The following is an 18,835-nucleotide window of genomic DNA, read 5'->3' as shown; positions in this document are numbered from 1 at the left end:
ATAGTAAAGGCTTTCGCTGGCGACAACATTAGACGTTGTGCTAAAGCGATAACAATGGCGGTGTCACAGTTAAGTGGTGAGGTTTATATCAAGCCTTCCACTTCACCGATTTCGGTGCTTTTAGGGGACTATATCGCGGTGGCGACGGCACATTCTTGTATGCATTAGGGGCGAGCTTTGCCCCGTTTGGAGTCCCCCTTGCCTTAGGTCACAGTCCAATACGCTTCGCTGGACTGCTCCAATGCGGCAGAAGATCAATAGCGGTAGTGCTTTACCCTTGTATCGCGACTCGACTAGCCAGTGCTTTAACAGCCTTGGAAAGAACAACACTTAGTTGGTACACAGCCATAAAAATGCCCACAACCGCAATTGTGGGCATGGGATTTATTATAATCTCAATAGGCCGCGAATTTGCCGCTCGGCGTCTGCCACGGTTATCTGTGGTGACAGCGACAAGCTCAACAAGCCATCACCGCTGAAGCGACGATCAACTTCCAACATCACATGGGTTGTGGCGCCTTCTAGCACAAACGACACCTCGACCTCTTTGATGCTAAAGCCACCAAAACCAACAGGCCGGAACTCCAGCTCTTGATAGCAGCCAATGGTCGACTGGAAGTTACGCCCGTGCAGGTTACCCTTTTCGACATCGGCACTGTGCAGCATAAAACCACACTGCTCCATCGCCGTTAAAAACGTTGCCATCGCAGCCGTTGGAGCAATAGGCAAAAAGTCACGATCGCTGCCATCCACTCCGCTGGCGATGTCCAGTCCGGTCTGCAGCCACACCTTGGTTTTGTTATGGCAACGCGGCAGCAACGTCAGCGGCGTCTGCTCTGGCAACTCTAATTGGAATTGATCCCGCAGCTCTTCACCAGCAGCAATGGTAAAGCTATCGTTCAAAGTCCAATCATGCAATATCAGGTTTTGTAGGCCTTCGCTGTCACCAGATTCAACCTCAGCTTCGACCATCAACGCCAGTGTAAGCCCATTGATCTGTTGAGCAACGTTGCCGCCTTTGATGACGATTTCGATATCAAACGGCTGTCCTGGGAGCAGTTGCTCGGTCAAGATCAAGGTATCCACCTTAGCGGCGCCAATGCCCACCGAGGCCATCAATTTACTAAACATTTCGTATCCTATTTATATCGCTTCTAACGCGTCGGTTAGTTTACTAACTGCAATAACTTCTATGCCTTCGATAGGCTGTCTTGGCGCATTACCTTTGGGCACAATGGCGCGGGTAAAACCGTGCTTAGCTGCCTCGTTCAACCGCTCCAGACCATTATTTACTGGGCGAATTTCACCGGATAATCCGACCTCACCAAACACCACAAGTTCACGCGCTAAGGTGTGATCACGGAAACTGGAAACCATCGCTAACAATAAGGCCAAATCAGCACTGGTTTCGGTGACTTTAACCCCACCAACCACATTGGCGTAGACGTCCTGATCGGACATCATTAAGCCACCATGACGGTGAAGTACTGCCAGCAACATAGCCAGTCGGTTTTGCTCCAAGCCCACCGCAATGCGGCGCGGGTTGCCCAGTTGACTGTGATCCACCAGCGCTTGGAGCTCTACCAATAGTGGCCGCGTGCCTTCCCAGATCACCATCACCACCGAGCCTGGCGATTGCTCTTCACCGCGCGAGAGGAAGATGGCCGACGGGTTGGCAACCTCTTTTAGCCCGTGCCCGGTCATGGCGAACACGCCCAATTCGTTGACGGCACCAAAACGGTTTTTATGACTGCGCATGGTGCGATAGCGACTGTCAGTATTGCCATCAAGCAACACCGAGCAATCGATGCAGTGCTCAAGCACCTTAGGTCCCGCTAAACTGCCATCTTTGGTAACGTGGCCAACCATAAAGATGGCAACGTTATTCTGCTTGGCGAAGCGAGTCAGGTAGGCTGCACTTTCACGGACTTGCGCCACACTGCCTGGAGCAGATTGAACGTCAGCCATGTGCATCACTTGAATCGAGTCAATAACCATAATCGCTGGTTGCTCTTTTTCCGCGATTAGACAGATCTGCTCAACTGAGGTTTCTGACAGCATCTTCAGTTTATCGGTGGGCAAGTTCAAGCGATTGGCGCGCATGGCAACCTGCTGCAACGACTCCTCACCAGTGACGTAGAGTGCATTCATCTGCTGCGATAATTGACACATTACTTGCAGCAACAGCGTCGATTTACCAGCGCCGGGGCTACCACCAATCAAGATGGCCGAACCGGGTACAATTCCACCACCTAATACTCGGTCAAGCTCAGTGTAACCACTTGCGAAACGTGGCAATTCTGATAAATCGATCTCATTCAGTGTTTGAACTTTGGCATCGGCACTGCCAGCATAGCCACTGTATCGATCGGGGCTTCGACTGCCCTTACTCGAGCCAAGTCGAAGTTCAGTTAGCGTATTCCACGCATGGCAAGCATTGCATTGTCCCTGCCAGCGCGGGTGGTCGGCACCACAATCATTACAAACGTAGGCAGATTTTACTTTAGCCATTAGCAATTTGGTCGATGAATAGTAACTGGCATTATACCCAACCCACGCCTTGTTCCTAGCTGTTGTCAGCGATTGCAATGGCTCTAGTATCAGTGGGCAAGGTGCTGACTTTATTAAAAAATATACTGATAAATTAGAAGAAACATGGCACATCAAGAACTTATCGAGCAGCTCAAGCCAGTAATGCAACACACAGACTTTGATAGTTTGTTCGAATTGCTGTGCCAAGATCTGCACCGCTCCGATAAGTTCTTATTAAAGATGGAGCTCAGTCGCCTTAATCAATCCACTTCGCAAAGCATTGATCTGCGAGATAGATTGTCAGCACAGTGCAGCCAAGTTGAGATAGCTGGTGTTACCCATTTCCTCACCCCACAGTTGAGTCAGCAACTGGACCAGTTGGTAAAAATGTACGGTGGCAGGCTTACCGTTGGGGCGGTCGAAGAACTGCTAGCCGATGTCCGCAAGCCACAACCCATAGACCCTAGTAATGTCACAGAAGCGAACGAACTTGAAGCTGGAGAGTGCGAACTAATGGCCTTAGGCCATTACGTCATGCGCCGCGAAATCCGGCGCAGTTTTAGCACCCAGGTGACCTTGTGGCAAAACCCTAATCATAAGCACGAAGGGCTGACCATAGATCTCTCCGTTGGTGGCTGCAGGGTACGCACCAGTAATGAGTTTCGACTCGTTGAGAGTCACCCAGTCTATCTGCACTTCTCCGAATTCGGTCGCGAATTTATGGTGCCGTCGTTGGATCAAGGTGTGCAGTACCAACTGCTCCAGTCTGAATCTCGACGTGGCTATCAATACTTGCGACTAAAGCGAGTTAACAGCCAAGCCGACCAAGATAAGGAACTCGAACGAGTTTTACAGGCCAACAGCCTGCGTACCGTTCCGGAGATCAACCACCTCATCGCGACAACCCGTAGTCACGGCTACGAACGGCAATTATTGCCACTGATGAACACCTTAATCATTGCTTGCAGCGCTGATGACAACAAGCTAACGCCGTTATTGATGCTGAAAACCCAACGTAATCAAGCGGTCCATCAATACTGGTGCGACGAGAATAATGTCAGTCAACTCTCTGCTGCATTGAGTCCGGAGCGTATTGCACAATTACGGCAATACCCAGACAACCTTGCCCATGGGCTGCTGTACAGTTTTCATATCCACCAGCAACAACAAAAACTGTTCTTTAGTGCGACGTTAGCTGACTTACAACACGCTAATATGGTCGATGATTTTTTGCAGATAGCGTCGAACCAAGCCAGCTTCAGGGTCCACCGTATTGGCCAGCATCAGTTAAATAACACCGATCTGAATCGAGCCTTACGTAATCCGCTGACGATGTGTCCATACGAACCACTGGTACTGCAACAGCTGCAAGACACGTCGGTACTGGTGACGCTGCAGCCGCTGGATACCGATGTCAGCGCTTATCAGCAGCGTCCAGCGGCGATCGATCCCAATCTATTACGACGCTTCGGTATGATCCGTCAAAATAAGAGCGAGATCCGCACCATCGCTTCTTTGCATGACGATATGCGCACTGAAGCACGCTTCAACATGTCCACCGTGGTGAAAGTCAGTCAAGGGTTTGGCTCCGTCGTCGAAGCACAGTCACTTGATATCTCTACTCAAGGAATGAAGCTTAAGCTAACCAGCCCACACAATTTTAAGATCGATAAGCTGGTGGAGGTAGCGCTACCGCAGATGCAAGAGTTGGCTGGTAAAAGTAAGTTATCAGGGCTGCCTTACCAGATTATTGGCAGTGCTGATGATGACTCCATTTTGCGGCTCCAAGCGATTATCGGGAAACCACTGCCGGGACAACGCTTCCTTACCGAGCTTCTTAGCAAAAATAGCAATAGATTAGTTACGGCCAGCAGTAGCAAACAAAACAAGCAGCTGGTTGAAAGCATCAAGAATATCGCCCTACCCAGAATGGCCGCCATTCCGCTGTTTATCCATAAGCGCGAAGCACTGTACCTTGCTGATCTCATCGGCTGTAGCGATATTAAACACCCACTACTGAGCAAGATCGCACCGCAGGCAACCAGCCCAGTTAACCTGCAATGGCTGCTAAGCTATCCGGCACTGCAACAGGCCATCCATCAAGTGGATAAAATTAATCCATTGTTGCCTCAACGCATCACTCTCGCCATGGTATTGCCCCAGGGACAGCAACCGGCACAAATCATCAATGTTGACCAAACCGATAAGTTAACTCTACGAAGATTCCTGATTAAGGCCATTGCCCAAAAGAGTTTACTTGGACTGCAGATTGAATTAAGTGCCACCGATAAACCGGATCTCAATTACTTGCAAGAAGACCTGTCCGCCATTAGTGGCCACGCCCTGCACCGTGCTCGAGAGCTGGAAACCATGCTGTGGCAATTAAAGGGCTGTGCCATGCTGCTGGATGTGAGCGAAGAGTTACTGTGCCGAGTGGGGCTGGAGAGCTTACTGCCAGCCCACTGCGATCAGATTTAGTCCGTTAGCAAGCCTAAAACCGCATCAAGACCCAAATAATTAATCGCAACATCGGCTTGTGCCGCCACTTTAGGTTTTGCGCGAAAGCCAACGCCTAGGTTGGCCGTTGCTAGCATCGGCAAATCATTAGCACCATCACCAATCGCAACCCATTGGCTTGGTTCAATCTCAAATCGAGCCCCTAATTCCGCCAATATCTCCGCTTTACGCTGTGCATCAACAATTGCGCCAGTCACCTTGCCGGTGAGTATGCCTTGATGCTGTTCGAGTTCATTTGCTTCAAAATAGTCGGCCTGCAACTGTTGAGCTAACACGGCAGCGATGGCGTTAAACCCGCCGGAGGCGATGGCAATCTTCCAGCCATGCTGCTGCAAGCTACGACATAACACCTTCAAACCTGGCATCAATGGTAGATCAGCAGCAATCTCCGCTAGCACCGAGGCTGGAATTCCCGCTAACAGCGCTACTCGGACTCGCAACGCGTCAGCAAAATCCAATTGGCCCTGCATCGCCTGTTCAGTTACCGCTGACACCTGCTCATAAACACCACCTCGACGAGCAATCTCATCGATGCATTCCATCTCAATCGCTGTGGAGTCCATGTCCATCAGCAACAAGCCAGGTTGCCTGATAGACGGCAGTTGCGCAGGCAACTGAAACCACTCTTGTTGTTGATTCGAGTTGCAAACCAGCATACTGCTATCGCCCTGCCATACTTTGCGGCTGAGCGACGCCGTGATATTACCCATGGCCACCAGATGCAATGACTCCGGCAACAACAGATCATCAACCTTATCTTCAGCAATAACTGCGAACGCGGGTTGATCTCTATTCCATCGAGCTTGAGGAGCTGTCGTCGCTGACATTAAGTTAATTCCTTGTAGTGTAATAACGTCATATTATACCAACCGAGGTGAATAGTTAGTCTCATCACTAGCGTCAAACCAAGCTTTTTCTAGTATGTTGAGCGCTTACCTTTGGTTGATTTAAATGGTTTTTGATGCGTTAACCAATCTCGCTTTAGCACCACTAAAGCGCCCATCGGTTGCTACACCCACAACCCATTTAATGGCTGTGTCGTAGTTACGTGTTGAAGTTTATATCAAGCCTTCGGCTCTGCCGATTGCAGTACTCTTTAGGGCTATGTCGCGGTGGCGACAGCACATTTTTGTATGCATTAGGAGGGAGCTTCGCCCCCTTTGGAATCCCCCTTGCCTTAGGTCGCAGTCCAAAACGCTTCGCTGGACTGCGACCTAAGGCAAAACATCAACGACGGCAGTGCTTAACCCTTTGTATCGGCGCTCGCCTAACCGGTGCTTTAACAGCATTGGAAAGAACAACACTTAGTTGGTACACAGCCCATTTAATTTCAGCTGAATGAGCAAATAGTTACTGAGGTTGGTATTATATCCAGCAGACAGGTTTTGGGAACGTTATGAGTTTATCGATACGCCGACGTACAATTATTTTGCCTCGCTTAGCTCAGGTTCTATTTGCCTTGACGATCATGGCAACTATCTTGGTGCTGTGGCAACAACAGCGTACCCAAGTAACTCAATTACTTGACGAACAAGGGAAACGGGTGACTGATCAGTTACTCGATGTCGCTTCAGTAAGCGCAGCCACTGCTCTTAAAGCAGATGACGACGAGCTACTGCAGTGGGTAGTAACCAACCTATCAAGCAAACCGGAAGTGGTGTCAGCAACGGTATTCAACTACCAAGGACATAAAGTCGCTACCGCCCAAAGTTTATTTCCTATTGATGAATTGCCTGAAACCCAAGTTTTAGAAGACGCGTTACAGCACTTTACACCCTATACGATCTCAGTGGTTCAACAGCAACAATCCTATGGTTATCTGCGCTTGCGGGTAAATACCAACCTGCTGAACAAAAAGGGACGACGGTTACATCAACAACAACAGCGGCAGTTGGGTCTATTGCTGCTGAGCAGCGGCCTGATCGGCTTTATTCTTGCTCGCGCCTTTTCATTCAAGCGAGCACGTATAAGTTGGCTTAAAATGCGCGCTAAGCAGATAAAAAAACGGGCAGCCTAATTGGCCGCCCGTCATTACTTCATTGGTGGGCTTAAGCCCATCAAATCGACATTTACAGAATAGACTCTAGAGTCATGATGATCATGTCGTTGAAAGTATTTTGACGCTCGTCAGCTGAGGTCGCTTCACCGGTACGGATGTGATCCGATACAGTCACAACACACAGTGCGTTAGCGCCGTACTCAGCAGCAACACCGTATAGGCCAGCTGCTTCCATCTCAACGCCCAATACGTTCATCTTTTCCATAACGTCAAACATCTCTGGGTCTGGAGTGTAGAACAGATCAGCAGAGTAAACGTTACCAACTTTAACGTCGATGTTAGCAGCGTCAGCGGCCTTAACAACGTTAGCCAACAGGCCGTAGTCAGCGATAGCAGCGAAATCATAACCTTTAAAGCGGGTACGGTTTACACCAGAATCGGTGCAAGCACCCATGCCGATGATTACGTCACGTACTTTCACGTCGGTAGAGATAGCACCACAAGAACCTACGCGGATAAGGTTCTTCACACCGTATTCGGTGATCAGCTCTTTGGCGTAGATAGAGCAAGAAGGAATACCCATACCGGAACCCATTACAGAGACTTTCTTACCTTTGTAAGTACCGGTAAAGCCGAACATGTTGCGTACGTCGGTAACCTGAACTACATCTTCCAGAAAGGTTTCTGCGATGTATTTAGCGCGTAGCGGATCGCCAGGAAACAGAACGGTTTCAGCGAATGCGCCATCAGCTGCATTAATGTGCGGAGTAGCCATTAATATTGACCCCAATATTATGAGTTAAAGAAAAGACTTGCCGTAGTCCAGCGGTGCCAAGCCTAAGTGACTTGCCAATGACTGGCCTATATCAGCAAAACTGTCGCGTTTACCTAAAGAACCCGCTTTCACGCCAGGACCGAATGCAATCACTGGAACGTGTTCACGAGTATGTTCGGTACCACTCCAAGTCGGGTCGCAGCCGTGATCAGCCGTGATGATCACAACATCACCCTCTTGAAGCTTACCGATGAACTCAGGCAAACGAGAATCAAAGTACTCCAACGCTTTGGCGTAGCCGGGAATATCACGGCGGTGGCCATAGGAGGAGTCGAAGTCAACAAAGTTGGTAAACACCAAACTGTTGTCTTCTGCTTGGTCTACCGCCGTTAAAGTGGCATCCCATAAAGCGGCCAAACCGGTCGCTTTAATTTTCTGTGTCACGCCACGATGGGCATAGATATCAGCAATTTTACCAACAGAGATAACCTCACCGCCAGCCTCTGCTAGCTTGTCTAGCAAGGTTGGTGCTGGTGGCTCAACCGCGTAATCTTTACGGTTACCGGTACGGGCGAAATCTTGGGCGCTGCTACCAACAAATGGTCGCGCAATTACTCGGCCGATATTATACGGTTCAAGCTCTTCACGGGCGATTTCGCACAGCTTGTACAGGTTCTCAAGACCAAAGGTTTCTTCGTGGCAAGCGATCTGGAACACGCTATCTGCAGAGGTGTAGAAGATTGGTGCGCCGGTGCGCATATGTTCTTCACCGATACGCTCTAGAATCGCTGTTCCGGAAGCATGGCAGTTGCCCAAAAAGCTATCTAGGCCAGCACGGGCCAAGATCTTATCGGTTAACTCCTTTGGAAAGCTATTTTCTAAATCGCTGAAGTAGCCCCAATCAAACAGCACTGGCACACCGGCAAGCTCCCAGTGGCCACTAGGAGTATCTTTACCTGAGGAGAGTTCGGCGGCATAGCCGTAGGCACCTGTTGGTACTACCGACATATCAAACCCTGCAGGTGCAACACCAGTGCTCTCGTAACCTAACTGAGCTAAACCTAACTTGGTTAAATTTGGTAATGTTAGCGGGCCATTACGGTCGTTGTTAGCACGACCTTCAGCACACTCTTGAGCAATATGGCCAAAGGTATCAGCACCAACGTCACCAAACTTATCAGCGTCGTCAGTCGCACCAACGCCAAATGAATCCATCATTAAAATAATTGCGCGAGACATATCTATTCCTCGTCTTAGCTGCCGCGAATAACGCGATAAACCTGAGTTGCAGCAGCGGGTTGTTCGGTACCAATAGTAATGGCAGCACGAAGCGCGCTGGCCCCTTCTTGCCAACTTGCCTCATCTTTCGCATGCAGCAAGGCTATCGGTGTATCGGCGCTAACCTCGGTGCCAATGGCAACGATCTGATCGAAACCAACACTGTGATCGATATCGTCAGCAGCAACGCGACGGCCACCGCCTAAACCAACCACAGCCATGCCGATAGCAGTACCGTCCATTGCCTGGATAACTCCAGCGGCATCGGCGGTTACTGGTTTCACCACATTTGCCTGCGGCAAATACTCTTGGTAACGCGCCATAAAGTCAGCTGGACCGCCAAGGCCGTGAACCATTTTACCAAAGCGTTCTGCAGCAGCACCGCTGTCTAATGCTTTGGTCAGCATCGACTTAGCTTGGTCATCGGTTTGCGCCAGTTTACCCACTACCAATAATTCCGCTGCTTGCGCCATAGTCACTTCCAGCAAGCGAGGGTTACGGTATTCGCCAGTTAAGAATTGAACCGCTTCGCGGATCTCAACCGAGTTGCCAGCACTGGATGCTAACACCTGATTCATATCAGTAAGTAAAGCAGATGTCGCAACACCTGCACCATTAGCAACATCAACAATGCTTTGCGCTAGTTCTTCTGAGAGCTCGTAGGTAGGCATAAAGGCACCGCTACCGACCTTAACATCCATAACCAGCGCATCTAGTCCAGCGGCAAGCTTTTTGCCCAAAATAGATGCAGTAATCAACGACAATGAATCAACGGTTGCGGTAACATCACGAGTGGCGTAGAAGCGTTTATCACACGGCGCTAAATCGCCGGTTTGGCCAATAATTGCCACCCCTGCATCGCCAACCACCTTAGCAAAGGTGTCGTTATCTGGTTCGATGTTATAACCAGGAATCGACTCCAATTTATCCAGTGTACCGCCAGTATGACCAAGGCCACGGCCTGAGATCATTGGCACGTAGGCACCGCATGCTGCAATCATGGGACCGAGCATTAACGAAACGCAGTCACCTACACCACCGGTAGAGTGTTTATCCAGAATAGGGCCGTCGAAGTTGTAACGGCTCCAATCCAGCACCACACCAGAATCACGCGTACCTTCGGTGAGCGCAATCCGCTCTGGCATCGTCATGTCATTGAAAAATACAGCCATCGCAAAAGCGGCAATTTGCCCTTCGCTAATGGAGCCGTCACCAATACCCTGAGTAAAAAACTTAATTTCAGCCGCGCTCAATGGTTGATTGTCGCGTTTCTTCTTAATGATATCTTGGGCTAAAAACATCCGTGCCTCCAACATGCTGATAGGAAGCGACTGGCGTCGCTTCATTGCATTAATCAGTATTCAACAGGGTGTTAGTAACCTTGGTTACCAGCAGGTTTTTCGCCGTGACCCAAAGTAGCCAATAGACTGGCTAATAAGCTAGAGGCACCGAAACGGAAAGTACGTGGGGAAACCCAATCGTCACCCAAAATTTCAGCTGCAGTATTGAGGAACAACGCAGCTTGCTCTGCGTCACGAACACCGCCAGCTGGCTTGAAGCCGACCTGGGTGTTTTTCGCTTTGATTACTTCCATCATGATACGCGCAGCTTCGATGGTAGCGTTAACCGCAACCTTGCCAGTAGAAGTCTTAATGAAATCGGCACCAGCATCGATTGAGATCTCAGATGCTTTACGAATTAACGCTTCATCTTGCAGTACGCCAGACTCAATGATCACCTTCAACAGAACATCACCACAAGCTTCTTTACAAGCTTTAACCAGTTCAAAACCGATCTCTTCGTTGCCAGCCATCAGGGCGCGGTATGGAAAAACCACGTCCACTTCATCAGCGCCATAGGCTACTGCTGCTTTAGTTTCAGCGACGGCAATCGCAACGTCATCGTTACCGTGGGGGAAGTTAGTAACGGTTGCGATCTGGACACCAGCAGCGCCAATTTCAGCAAGGGTCTTACGAGCAATAGGAATAAAACGAGGGTAGATACAGATTGCAGCGGTATTACCTGCAGGCGACTTAGCTTTATGACAAAGATCGATCACCTTTTGATCGGTGTCGTCGTCATTCAGCGTGGTTAGGTCCATTAGGTTTAATGCACGTTGTGCTGCAACAGTCAGATCGCTCATGGTTATCTCCAAATTTTGATTTCAATAGCAGTATAGATAAGTTCACTCGCCACTTAAGGCGTGAATTGAGTGGATAATGCATGTCTAGTAAAAAAATAGACAAACCAGACTCACGTCACATTGAGGCGACGCGGACTTGGTTCCATGAAGATCGAAAGTAGGAGGCTCTAACGAGATCCGCTATTCGCGAAAAATCCCTTTTCCCGCAAAAGTTTGCACGACTAAGAATAACAAAAGAACCTGCTTAAAAGCAGATTATTGTCACATTTTTTTCAGCTTAGTATGAATACAACAAAGCCCCGATACCAAAGGCATCGGGGCTTAATTCTTAAGCTAGCTTAGCTTAGAACTTGTAGGTAACTGAGAAGTAGTTAGCCCAACCAGTGGTCTCGCCAACAATACCGCCGTCTTGCAGGCCGTATACGTCGTCAAAGCCTTTCAGACCGTAACCAACAGCGTAACGATCAGAGTGCCAGTACAGACCTAGGAAGATTGCGCCACCCTTGTCAGTTTTCAGCTGGTTAGCTTTGCCTTCACCAAATGCCACTTCATCGATGCCCCACTGGTAATCAAAGTAACCCTGGAAAGAGATAAAGCTCTTGTTTTCGAAGAAGTAGAAAGGCTTGAACCAGTTAGCAGACAGTTGGTAACCGTCCCAGTCCTTAGCTTTGATGTCGTACAGGCCGTACAAGTTTACGCCAACGGTACCAAGCCAAGGCATATCAACGTCTGCACCAACACCCCAGAAAGAGTTCTTCAGAGACGCGTCACCACTCCAGTTGAACAAGGTAGAGAAATAAACTTCTTTAACTGGACCAACAGACATGTCGATACCGGTCAGGGCATCCAAAGACATGCGCGGGTTGAACTTCATGAACATACCGTCGGTAGTGCTGAAATCCTGAGAATCAGAATCGGTTAGGTTGAAAACGTCAACGTAGCCGTACAGAGACCAGATACCAGAACGACCACCGAACTCCATTTCCATGTAGTCGTGGCCAGAGTGGTCAGGGTTACCTTGTGGCAGCTGGTTATCAGCCCACATCAGGTTAAACTGAGACCAAGAGTAATCGTTCTTGTGGATATCGCCATCAGAGTAATCAGCGGCAAAAGCATTCATAGATAGGGCAGCTAAAGCTGCACCGGCTAGTACTTTTTTCATCATCAACCTACTTAATTATATAGTAATGGAACTATTTATTTTTTATATGGCCTAAAGGCCGTTAAGCGCATTCTAGGTTTAGCAGAATTAAATACAACAACGCATGTGACGATTCGTTGCAAAGTGTGATCTCGGTAGCACTTTTGCATCGCCGCTGTGCATTATTGCGCCAATTGACGCACTAACATCACAGATGAACAACATTACCGCTGTGAATTCGTGGGAGCTCTAACCTTCTAAATCTGCCGCAGTTGAATCAAATCTAAGTTAATTAACCCTATTGGCACGCCACATTCCAGCCAGATACAAATCACAAGCCATTATATAAAACACTGATTCTGCATCTGCGATATTGTTATATCGGTAATAACTAACCAATGGCACAATTCAATAACGTTATATCTTCAATGCAAACCGCAGTTATTCCATATCCCGCTTAACAAGACCCAGCACTCGCTTCTAGCCGCGATCTATCCTGCTGCAGTTCTCACCCAGCTCCTCGAGCAATATTGCACGGCAGGGAAGTCTGCTTGTCTGCTCCGCTATATGATCGATTACTCGCTTCAGCACCGCCACATAACACAGAGCAAATCCATACGTCTTAGTATAAAGCAGCATCACCGCCCGTCTTACGCTACATGAACAATCAGCAGCTAAGCATTTTCAACCAAACGTAAAGCAAAGGAAAAAGCGCCCTTTGTGGACGCCAAGACTATGAGTTGCCAACGCGTCAACATCACTTAAGCATCACTGCCGCTATAGGCGTTGGCATACACCTAAGTGCAGAACTGCTATTACATAAGGGAGTATCCCGTCGGGCACAGTATGATGATCACGAGCAAAACAATAAGTAACGGCTTAACCCATAAACACAAAAACGGCCGCACTTGGCGACCGTTTTTCGAGTTTTGACGTAACCGCTTAGGTTAAAGAGCCAAGAACAAACCTGCGAGAGTTGCACTCATCAAGTTAGACAGTGAACCAGCAACTACCGCGCGCATACCCAGCTTAGCTAAGTCGTGGCGACGGTTAGGAGCCATTGCACCTAATCCACCCAGCAAGATAGCTACGGAAGATAGGTTAGCAAAACCACACAAGGCGAAGGAGATGATTGCCTGAGTACGCTCGCTCATTGCAGCGCCTTCAATCAACAGCTCGCCAGTCAGGTATGGGGCAAAGTTTACGTAGGCTACAAATTCGTTTACTACGATCTTCTGACCAATAAATGAGCCAGCGACACCGGCTTCATGCCATGGCACACCCATTGCAAATGCTAATGGACGGAATACGATACCGAAGATCACCTCTAGGGTTAGACCCTCGTAACCCACCAGCCCACCAGCCCAGCCGATGATGCCGTTGATCATCGCGATCAAGCCAATAAATGCCAACAGCATTGCACCAACGTTCAGTGCCAACTGCATACCAGACGAAGCACCTGCTGCTGCTGCGTCAATTACGTTAGCAGGCTTATCGTCCGCTTCACCGATGTCAGCCATGCTTTGTTTAGCTTCTTCAGTTTCTGGGTGCATCAGCTTAGCCATTAATAGGCCACCTGGTGCTGCCATAAACGATGCGGCAATCAAGTATTCCAGTTTCACGCCCAAGCCAGCGTAACCTGCCAATACAGAACCTGCTACCGATGCCAAACCACCAGTCATAATGGCGAACAGCTCAGACTGAGTCATGGTTGGAATAAATGGACGAACTACCAGAGGAGCTTCAGTTTGACCAACAAAAATGTTTGCAGTTGCAGACATAGCTTCTGGACGAGAGATGCCCAACGCTTTTTGCAACCCGCCACCGATAATACGGATGACCCACTGCATTACACCAAGGTAATACAACACCGCAATCAGTGATGAGAAAAATACAATTACAGGTAAAACGTTGATAGCAAAGATAAAGCCGACTTTAAATTTAGCTAAATCGCCAAAAAGAAAGCCAATGCCGTCGTTTGCATAGCCGATCACTGAGGATACCTTTTCAGAGATACCACCCAAGATTTCTTGGCCGAATGGAACATAAAGAACAAAACCACCAAGCGCCGCTTGAATGACAAATGCACCACCAACGGTTCGCCAGTTAATGGCACTACGGTCTTTCGACATCAGCAATGCGATGCCGATTAGGACAATAATGCCCACTAAACTCATAACAATATTCATTGACCCTATATCCTCTGTTTTCTGGACGTTGTTAACGATGATACTTTGCCATCGATTTTTAACGCCTCCGAGTATACTTCTCATGAGCGTTAGTTTCGCATCATAACAAGCTTGATATGTGACCTAGATGCGATTTTTAGTTAGATTCACATAAGATTTGGAAAATTTTTTCACATTGGTTCACAGCAGTACCCCCAATAGAAACTTATTCAATCAATCTAAACATAGCACTTGAGTGAGTTTTTCAGTGGATTTAGCTGTTTAGCTGAAATAGAGAATTGCAGTTTTTTTGGTGAGCGTGAATCAAACGTTGTTCAGATTCTGGGCGGATCGAGGCGACGGCCGTCACGATATTGAGTAAATGGTGAGGATGATTGGCTTTGCCTTGGTTGCCTGACAACGGCATATCAGGGCTGTCGGTTTCGAAAATTATTTTATCGAGCGGCAATAAGCTTACAGTCTTTCTGGTTTTCTGCGCCCTCTCATAGGTGATCACACCACCCACACCAATTAACAAGTTATGACGGACATATTGCATGGCCAGCTCAAAGCTGCCACTAAAACCATGCACTACGCCACCAGCGGGCAAAGGGATAGCTCGCAGTAGCTGTAATAATTCGTTATGCGCATTTCGAACGTGCAAGATCACCGGCAGGTGGTGCTTCACCGCCAACAACAGCTGTTGTTGGCATAACCATAATTGCTGCTCAAGCGGTAGTTTCCCTTCGACTTTATCTAATCCGCACTCACCAATCGCAATAAAGGGGTGTACTGACTCAAGTCGTTGCGTCATTGCCGCAATATCAGCATCCGCTTGATGGCTAAAACAGGGGTGCAAACCAATGGCCACACGAACCTGTGAGCGAGCCGACAACTGTTGCAAACCGGCCCAATGCAGGCGGCTCACCGCAGGGACTAACAGCTGCGTTACGCCAACCGCTGCAGCCTGTGCCAGTACGCTATCAACATCATCACATAAAGGCGAAAGATCGAGGTGGCAATGGCTATCAATCACCCAGTTTGTCCTGAGACTTTTTATCTAAAGCAATCTGGGCTCGTTCATCCAACGGCACACAACTGCGACATTGGCCGCCATTGAGGCCGTTGTCATCAACCCAACGACAATACCGTTGCCACCATTGTTTCAGCCACTTCATTACATACTCCTGTGATAGATACAAAAACGGGCAGCCGCAGCTACCCGTTTATCGAAAATGCCCCCTTAGCCCGAGATTAGTGCTCGCGGGTCTTACGGAAGGTCACATCTGGGTAACGCTCGATAGCCAGATTGAGGTTTACCATGGTTGGGGCAATGTAGGTGAGGTTGTCACCACCATCCAATGCTAAGTTAGTAGATACCTTACGCTGGAATTCGTCCAGCTTCTTACCATCTTCGCATTCAACCCAGCGTGCCGTTGCAACACTGATCGGTTCGTAGATGGCCTCAACCTTGTATTCACTCTTCAGGCGAGCGACCACCACATCAAACTGCAGCACCCCGACAGCACCCACAATAAGGTCGTTGGTGTTCAGCGGACGGAATACCTGCACAGCGCCCTCTTCCGACAGTTGCACCAGCCCTTTAAGTAACTGCTTTTGCTTCAGCGGATCACGCAAACGAATGCGCCGGAACATCTCTGGGGCAAAGTTAGGAATACCAGTAAACTTCAGCACCTCACCTTGGGTAAAGGTGTCACCAATTTGAATAGTGCCGTGATTGTGCAAACCAATAATATCACCAGGGAACGCCTCTTCAGCGTGGCTACGATCACCGGCCATAAAGGTTACTGCATCAGAAATACTAACGTCTTTGCCACTGCGGACATGACGCATCTTCATACCCTTGCTGTATTTACCCGAGCAGATCCGCATAAAGGCGATACGGTCACGGTGCTTTGGATCCATGTTGGCTTGGATCTTAAACACAAAACCAGTGAACTTTTCTTCATTGGCAACCACTTCTCGTGCATCGGTAGCGCGAGGTTGTGGTGCTGGTGCCCACTCGGTTAGGCCATCAAGCATGTGATCGACACCAAAGTTACCCAAGGCAGTACCGAAGAATACCGGAGTCAATTCACCCTGCAGGAACATCTCTAGGTCAAACTCGTTCGAAGCGCCAAGTACCAGTTCCAGTTCGTCACGCAGCTGCGCCGCTAACTCTTCACCAACCGCGTCGTCTAATTCAGGGTTATCCAACCCTTTTACCGTACGCAACTCTTGAATGGTGTGACCCTGACCGGTCTGATACAAAATGGTCTCATCCCGGTGGATGTGGTACACCCCCTTGAACTCTTTACCACAACCAATTGGCCAAGAGATCGGGGCACACATCATATTGAGCTCGTTTTCAACTTCGTCGAGCAACTCCATTGGATCACGAATGTCGCGGTCCAACTTGTTCATGAAGGTAACGATAGGGGTATCTCGTAGACGAGTTACTTCCATCAACTTACGGGTACGATCTTCCACACCTTTGGCTGCATCGATAACCATCAAGCAAGAATCAACCGCAGTCAAAGTACGGTATGTATCTTCCGAGAAATCTTCGTGCCCTGGGGTGTCGAGTAGGTTAACCAAGCGGTTATTAAATGGAAACTGCATCACCGAGGTGGTTACCGAGATCCCACGCTCTTTCTCCATCTCCATCCAATCGGATTTAGCGTGCTGGCCCGACCCGCGACCTTTCACAGTACCGGCTTTCTGCAACGCTTGACCAAATAACAGAACCTTCTCTGTAATGGTGGTTTTACCCGCATCAGGGTGCGAGATAATAGCGAAGGTACGACGTTTATCGACCTGTTGCTGGATTGGAGAGTTAGACATTAATAACAAATCTTCTTAAGGCAGTGCGTTGCAGTGTGGCCACTACAGCGTCAGAAACGGAGTAAAACAAAGGGTGTAGTTCCGGATATTTTGGCCGATCTCGTATAAAGAAACAATCAATCCTCCATCGAGAGTGAAAATTAATGCCGTAGAACCGGCGCTAACTGCTTCAACCCGTGCAATGCTCACCTAAAAAGTAAGAAAACGTAACGCTTTGTTATGACGAGTGTTCGTATACCATCGAGTCAAAGGCAATAAGGCTGCTATGGTCGCGCTCAAGCTTTAATGAGGGCTGTCGTTATCCATTACAGCTATACCGCTACGCCAGACCTGCTGCAGCTCGACATTATTATCGAGATAAACCATATCCGCTCGCCCCCCCTCCACTAGCTGCCCTACCCCCCCCGCTAACCCAACTGCTGCCGCTGGCGTTGAGGTTGCCATTGTTAACGCGTCTTCAACACTAAGCCCAATGTTTACAACGCAATTTCTTACCGCCTGCGCCATAGTTAGCACCGATCCTGCTAACTCACCGTTGCTGCCGATAAGCTTGCTACCTTGCTGCTCTACCCAGTTACCAACCAAGTTAAACCCGCTGATACTACCGCCAACCGTTGGCATCGCATCGGTCACCAGAGCCAGCCGATGCGCGCCAAGGTTATTAAACGCCAGCTTTACCGTTGCGTAATCAACATGGTGACCATCGACAATGATCCCTGCAAAGGCGTGCTCATCTAGTAAGGTTGCACCAACTAGGCCGGGCTCCCGCCCTTGCAGTGCAGACATGGCATTAAACAGATGAGTAGAACCCGACGCGCCAGCTTTAAACGCCGCTGACGCTTGTTGATAGCTGGCATTGGAATGACCTAGGTAGAGGATTACCCCAAGGCTCTTAAGTTGCGCGATGTCAGCTAAGCTTAGCTGTTCTGGTGCAATCGTCAGCAGCTTTACTCCCAAATCATCACGACCAAATAGTGCCCATTCTTCCGAGCTAATTGCGCGGATATAGTCTTGGTTGTGCGCTCCCTTCTTGGCCTCACTAATGTGCGGCCCTTCAAAGTGGATACCGATAACGCCGCTATCCGGCGCTGTTATCAACTCTGCGACTGCATCAGCTGCAGCGAGCATGGTTGTAAACGAATCGGTTATCACCGTTGGCAGTAACGCCGTTGTTCCATATTGTTGATGGGCGCTAACAACGGCAGCGATGCCATATGTTGTCGGCTGGTCATTCACCAATACATCGCCGCCGCCATTAACCTGAATATCAACAAAACCTGGGGCAAGCACCCCAGTAAGCCATGGCTGGCTGCCGTCGTTAACTTGGTTAGTATTGATTGCCGTAACCAAGCCGTTATCGATATGAACGACCACGTTATGATGCATCGTCTTGCCATCGAACAGACGATCCACCCCTAAATGCAATGAACCAAACATG

At 48.9% G+C, this 18,835-nt stretch carries 15 protein-coding genes; 2 read left to right on the top strand and 13 right to left on the bottom strand.

Annotated features, from left to right (window positions below; genetic code table 11):
* Positions 1-387: 387 nt before the first annotated feature.
* Together HER31_RS03050 and radA are read right to left on the bottom strand one after the other, a co-directional pair.
* Positions 388-1,131 (bottom strand): sporulation protein, encoded by a 744-nt coding sequence (locus HER31_RS03050; protein WP_168659208.1) that lies wholly within the window; start codon positions 1,129-1,131, stop codon positions 388-390.
* A 12-nt stretch (positions 1,132-1,143) separates the two neighbouring features.
* Positions 1,144-2,511, bottom strand: coding sequence for a DNA repair protein RadA (gene radA / locus HER31_RS03045; RefSeq protein ID WP_168659207.1), 1,368 nt, complete (start codon positions 2,509-2,511; stop codon positions 1,144-1,146).
* 144 nt (positions 2,512-2,655) lie between these two features.
* On the opposite strand from radA, the gene HER31_RS03040 reads away from it, so the two are divergent.
* Positions 2,656-5,010 (top strand): PilZ domain-containing protein, encoded by a 2,355-nt coding sequence (locus HER31_RS03040; RefSeq protein WP_168659206.1) that lies wholly within the window; start codon positions 2,656-2,658, stop codon positions 5,008-5,010.
* Here the strand turns inward: HER31_RS03040 and serB are convergent.
* Positions 5,007-5,876: a phosphoserine phosphatase SerB gene (serB, locus tag HER31_RS03035; protein ID WP_168659205.1), complete on the bottom strand. Its 870-nt coding sequence runs from the start codon at positions 5,874-5,876 to the stop codon at positions 5,007-5,009. The genes HER31_RS03040 and serB overlap by 4 nt on opposite strands.
* 569 nt (positions 5,877-6,445) lie before the next feature.
* Between serB and HER31_RS03030 the strand changes: the two genes are divergently transcribed.
* A complete protein-coding gene (locus tag HER31_RS03030) occupies positions 6,446-7,066 on the top strand; it encodes an AhpA/YtjB family protein (protein WP_168659204.1) in 621 nt (206 codons plus the stop codon).
* 52 nt (positions 7,067-7,118) lie between these two features.
* Here HER31_RS03030 and deoD read toward each other — a convergent pair whose 3' ends face one another.
* From deoD to nagA, 10 genes are all read right to left on the bottom strand, one after another.
* Complete coding sequence (gene deoD / locus HER31_RS03025) at positions 7,119-7,823, bottom strand: purine-nucleoside phosphorylase (protein ID WP_168659203.1); 705 nt, start codon at positions 7,821-7,823, stop codon at positions 7,119-7,121.
* 24 nt (positions 7,824-7,847) lie between these two features.
* Positions 7,848-9,062 carry a phosphopentomutase gene (locus tag HER31_RS03020; RefSeq protein ID WP_168659202.1) on the bottom strand — a complete coding sequence of 405 codons (1,215 nt, stop codon included), beginning with the start codon at positions 9,060-9,062 and terminating at the stop codon, positions 7,848-7,850.
* A gap of 14 nt (positions 9,063-9,076) precedes the next feature.
* Positions 9,077-10,402 carry a thymidine phosphorylase gene (gene deoA, locus HER31_RS03015; protein ID WP_168659201.1) on the bottom strand — a complete coding sequence of 442 codons (1,326 nt, stop codon included), beginning with the start codon at positions 10,400-10,402 and terminating at the stop codon, positions 9,077-9,079.
* A 71-nt stretch (positions 10,403-10,473) separates the two neighbouring features.
* Positions 10,474-11,244 carry a deoxyribose-phosphate aldolase gene (gene deoC, locus HER31_RS03010; protein ID WP_168659200.1) on the bottom strand — a complete coding sequence of 257 codons (771 nt, stop codon included), beginning with the start codon at positions 11,242-11,244 and terminating at the stop codon, positions 10,474-10,476.
* 343 nt (positions 11,245-11,587) lie between these two features.
* Positions 11,588-12,406, bottom strand: coding sequence for a nucleoside-specific channel-forming Tsx family protein (locus tag HER31_RS03005; RefSeq protein WP_168663118.1), 819 nt, complete (start codon positions 12,404-12,406; stop codon positions 11,588-11,590).
* A gap of 926 nt (positions 12,407-13,332) precedes the next feature.
* Positions 13,333-14,574 (bottom strand): NupC/NupG family nucleoside CNT transporter, encoded by a 1,242-nt coding sequence (locus HER31_RS03000; protein ID WP_168659199.1) that lies wholly within the window; start codon positions 14,572-14,574, stop codon positions 13,333-13,335.
* 253 nt (positions 14,575-14,827) lie between these two features.
* Positions 14,828-15,589 (bottom strand): TatD family hydrolase, encoded by a 762-nt coding sequence (locus tag HER31_RS02995; RefSeq protein WP_168659198.1) that lies wholly within the window; start codon positions 15,587-15,589, stop codon positions 14,828-14,830.
* Positions 15,582-15,731, bottom strand: coding sequence for a DUF5363 family protein (locus HER31_RS02990; RefSeq protein WP_168659197.1), 150 nt, complete (start codon positions 15,729-15,731; stop codon positions 15,582-15,584). Before HER31_RS02990 ends, HER31_RS02995 begins: the two co-directional genes overlap by 8 nt.
* 76 nt (positions 15,732-15,807) lie before the next feature.
* On the bottom strand, positions 15,808-17,397 hold the full coding sequence (prfC, locus tag HER31_RS02985; protein ID WP_168659196.1) for a peptide chain release factor 3: 1,590 nt from the start codon (positions 17,395-17,397) through the stop codon (positions 15,808-15,810).
* Between the two features lie 282 nt (positions 17,398-17,679).
* Positions 17,680-18,834: an N-acetylglucosamine-6-phosphate deacetylase gene (gene nagA / locus HER31_RS02980; protein ID WP_168659195.1), complete on the bottom strand. Its 1,155-nt coding sequence runs from the start codon at positions 18,832-18,834 to the stop codon at positions 17,680-17,682.
* Position 18,835: the final 1 nt, after the last annotated feature.

The sequence above is a fragment of the Ferrimonas lipolytica genome (assembly GCF_012295575.1).
GTDB classification, from domain to species: Bacteria; Pseudomonadota; Gammaproteobacteria; order Enterobacterales; family Shewanellaceae; genus Ferrimonas; species Ferrimonas lipolytica.
The sequence above is the reverse complement of the archived record's forward strand: the minus strand, read 5'-3'. Positions and strand labels throughout refer to the sequence as shown.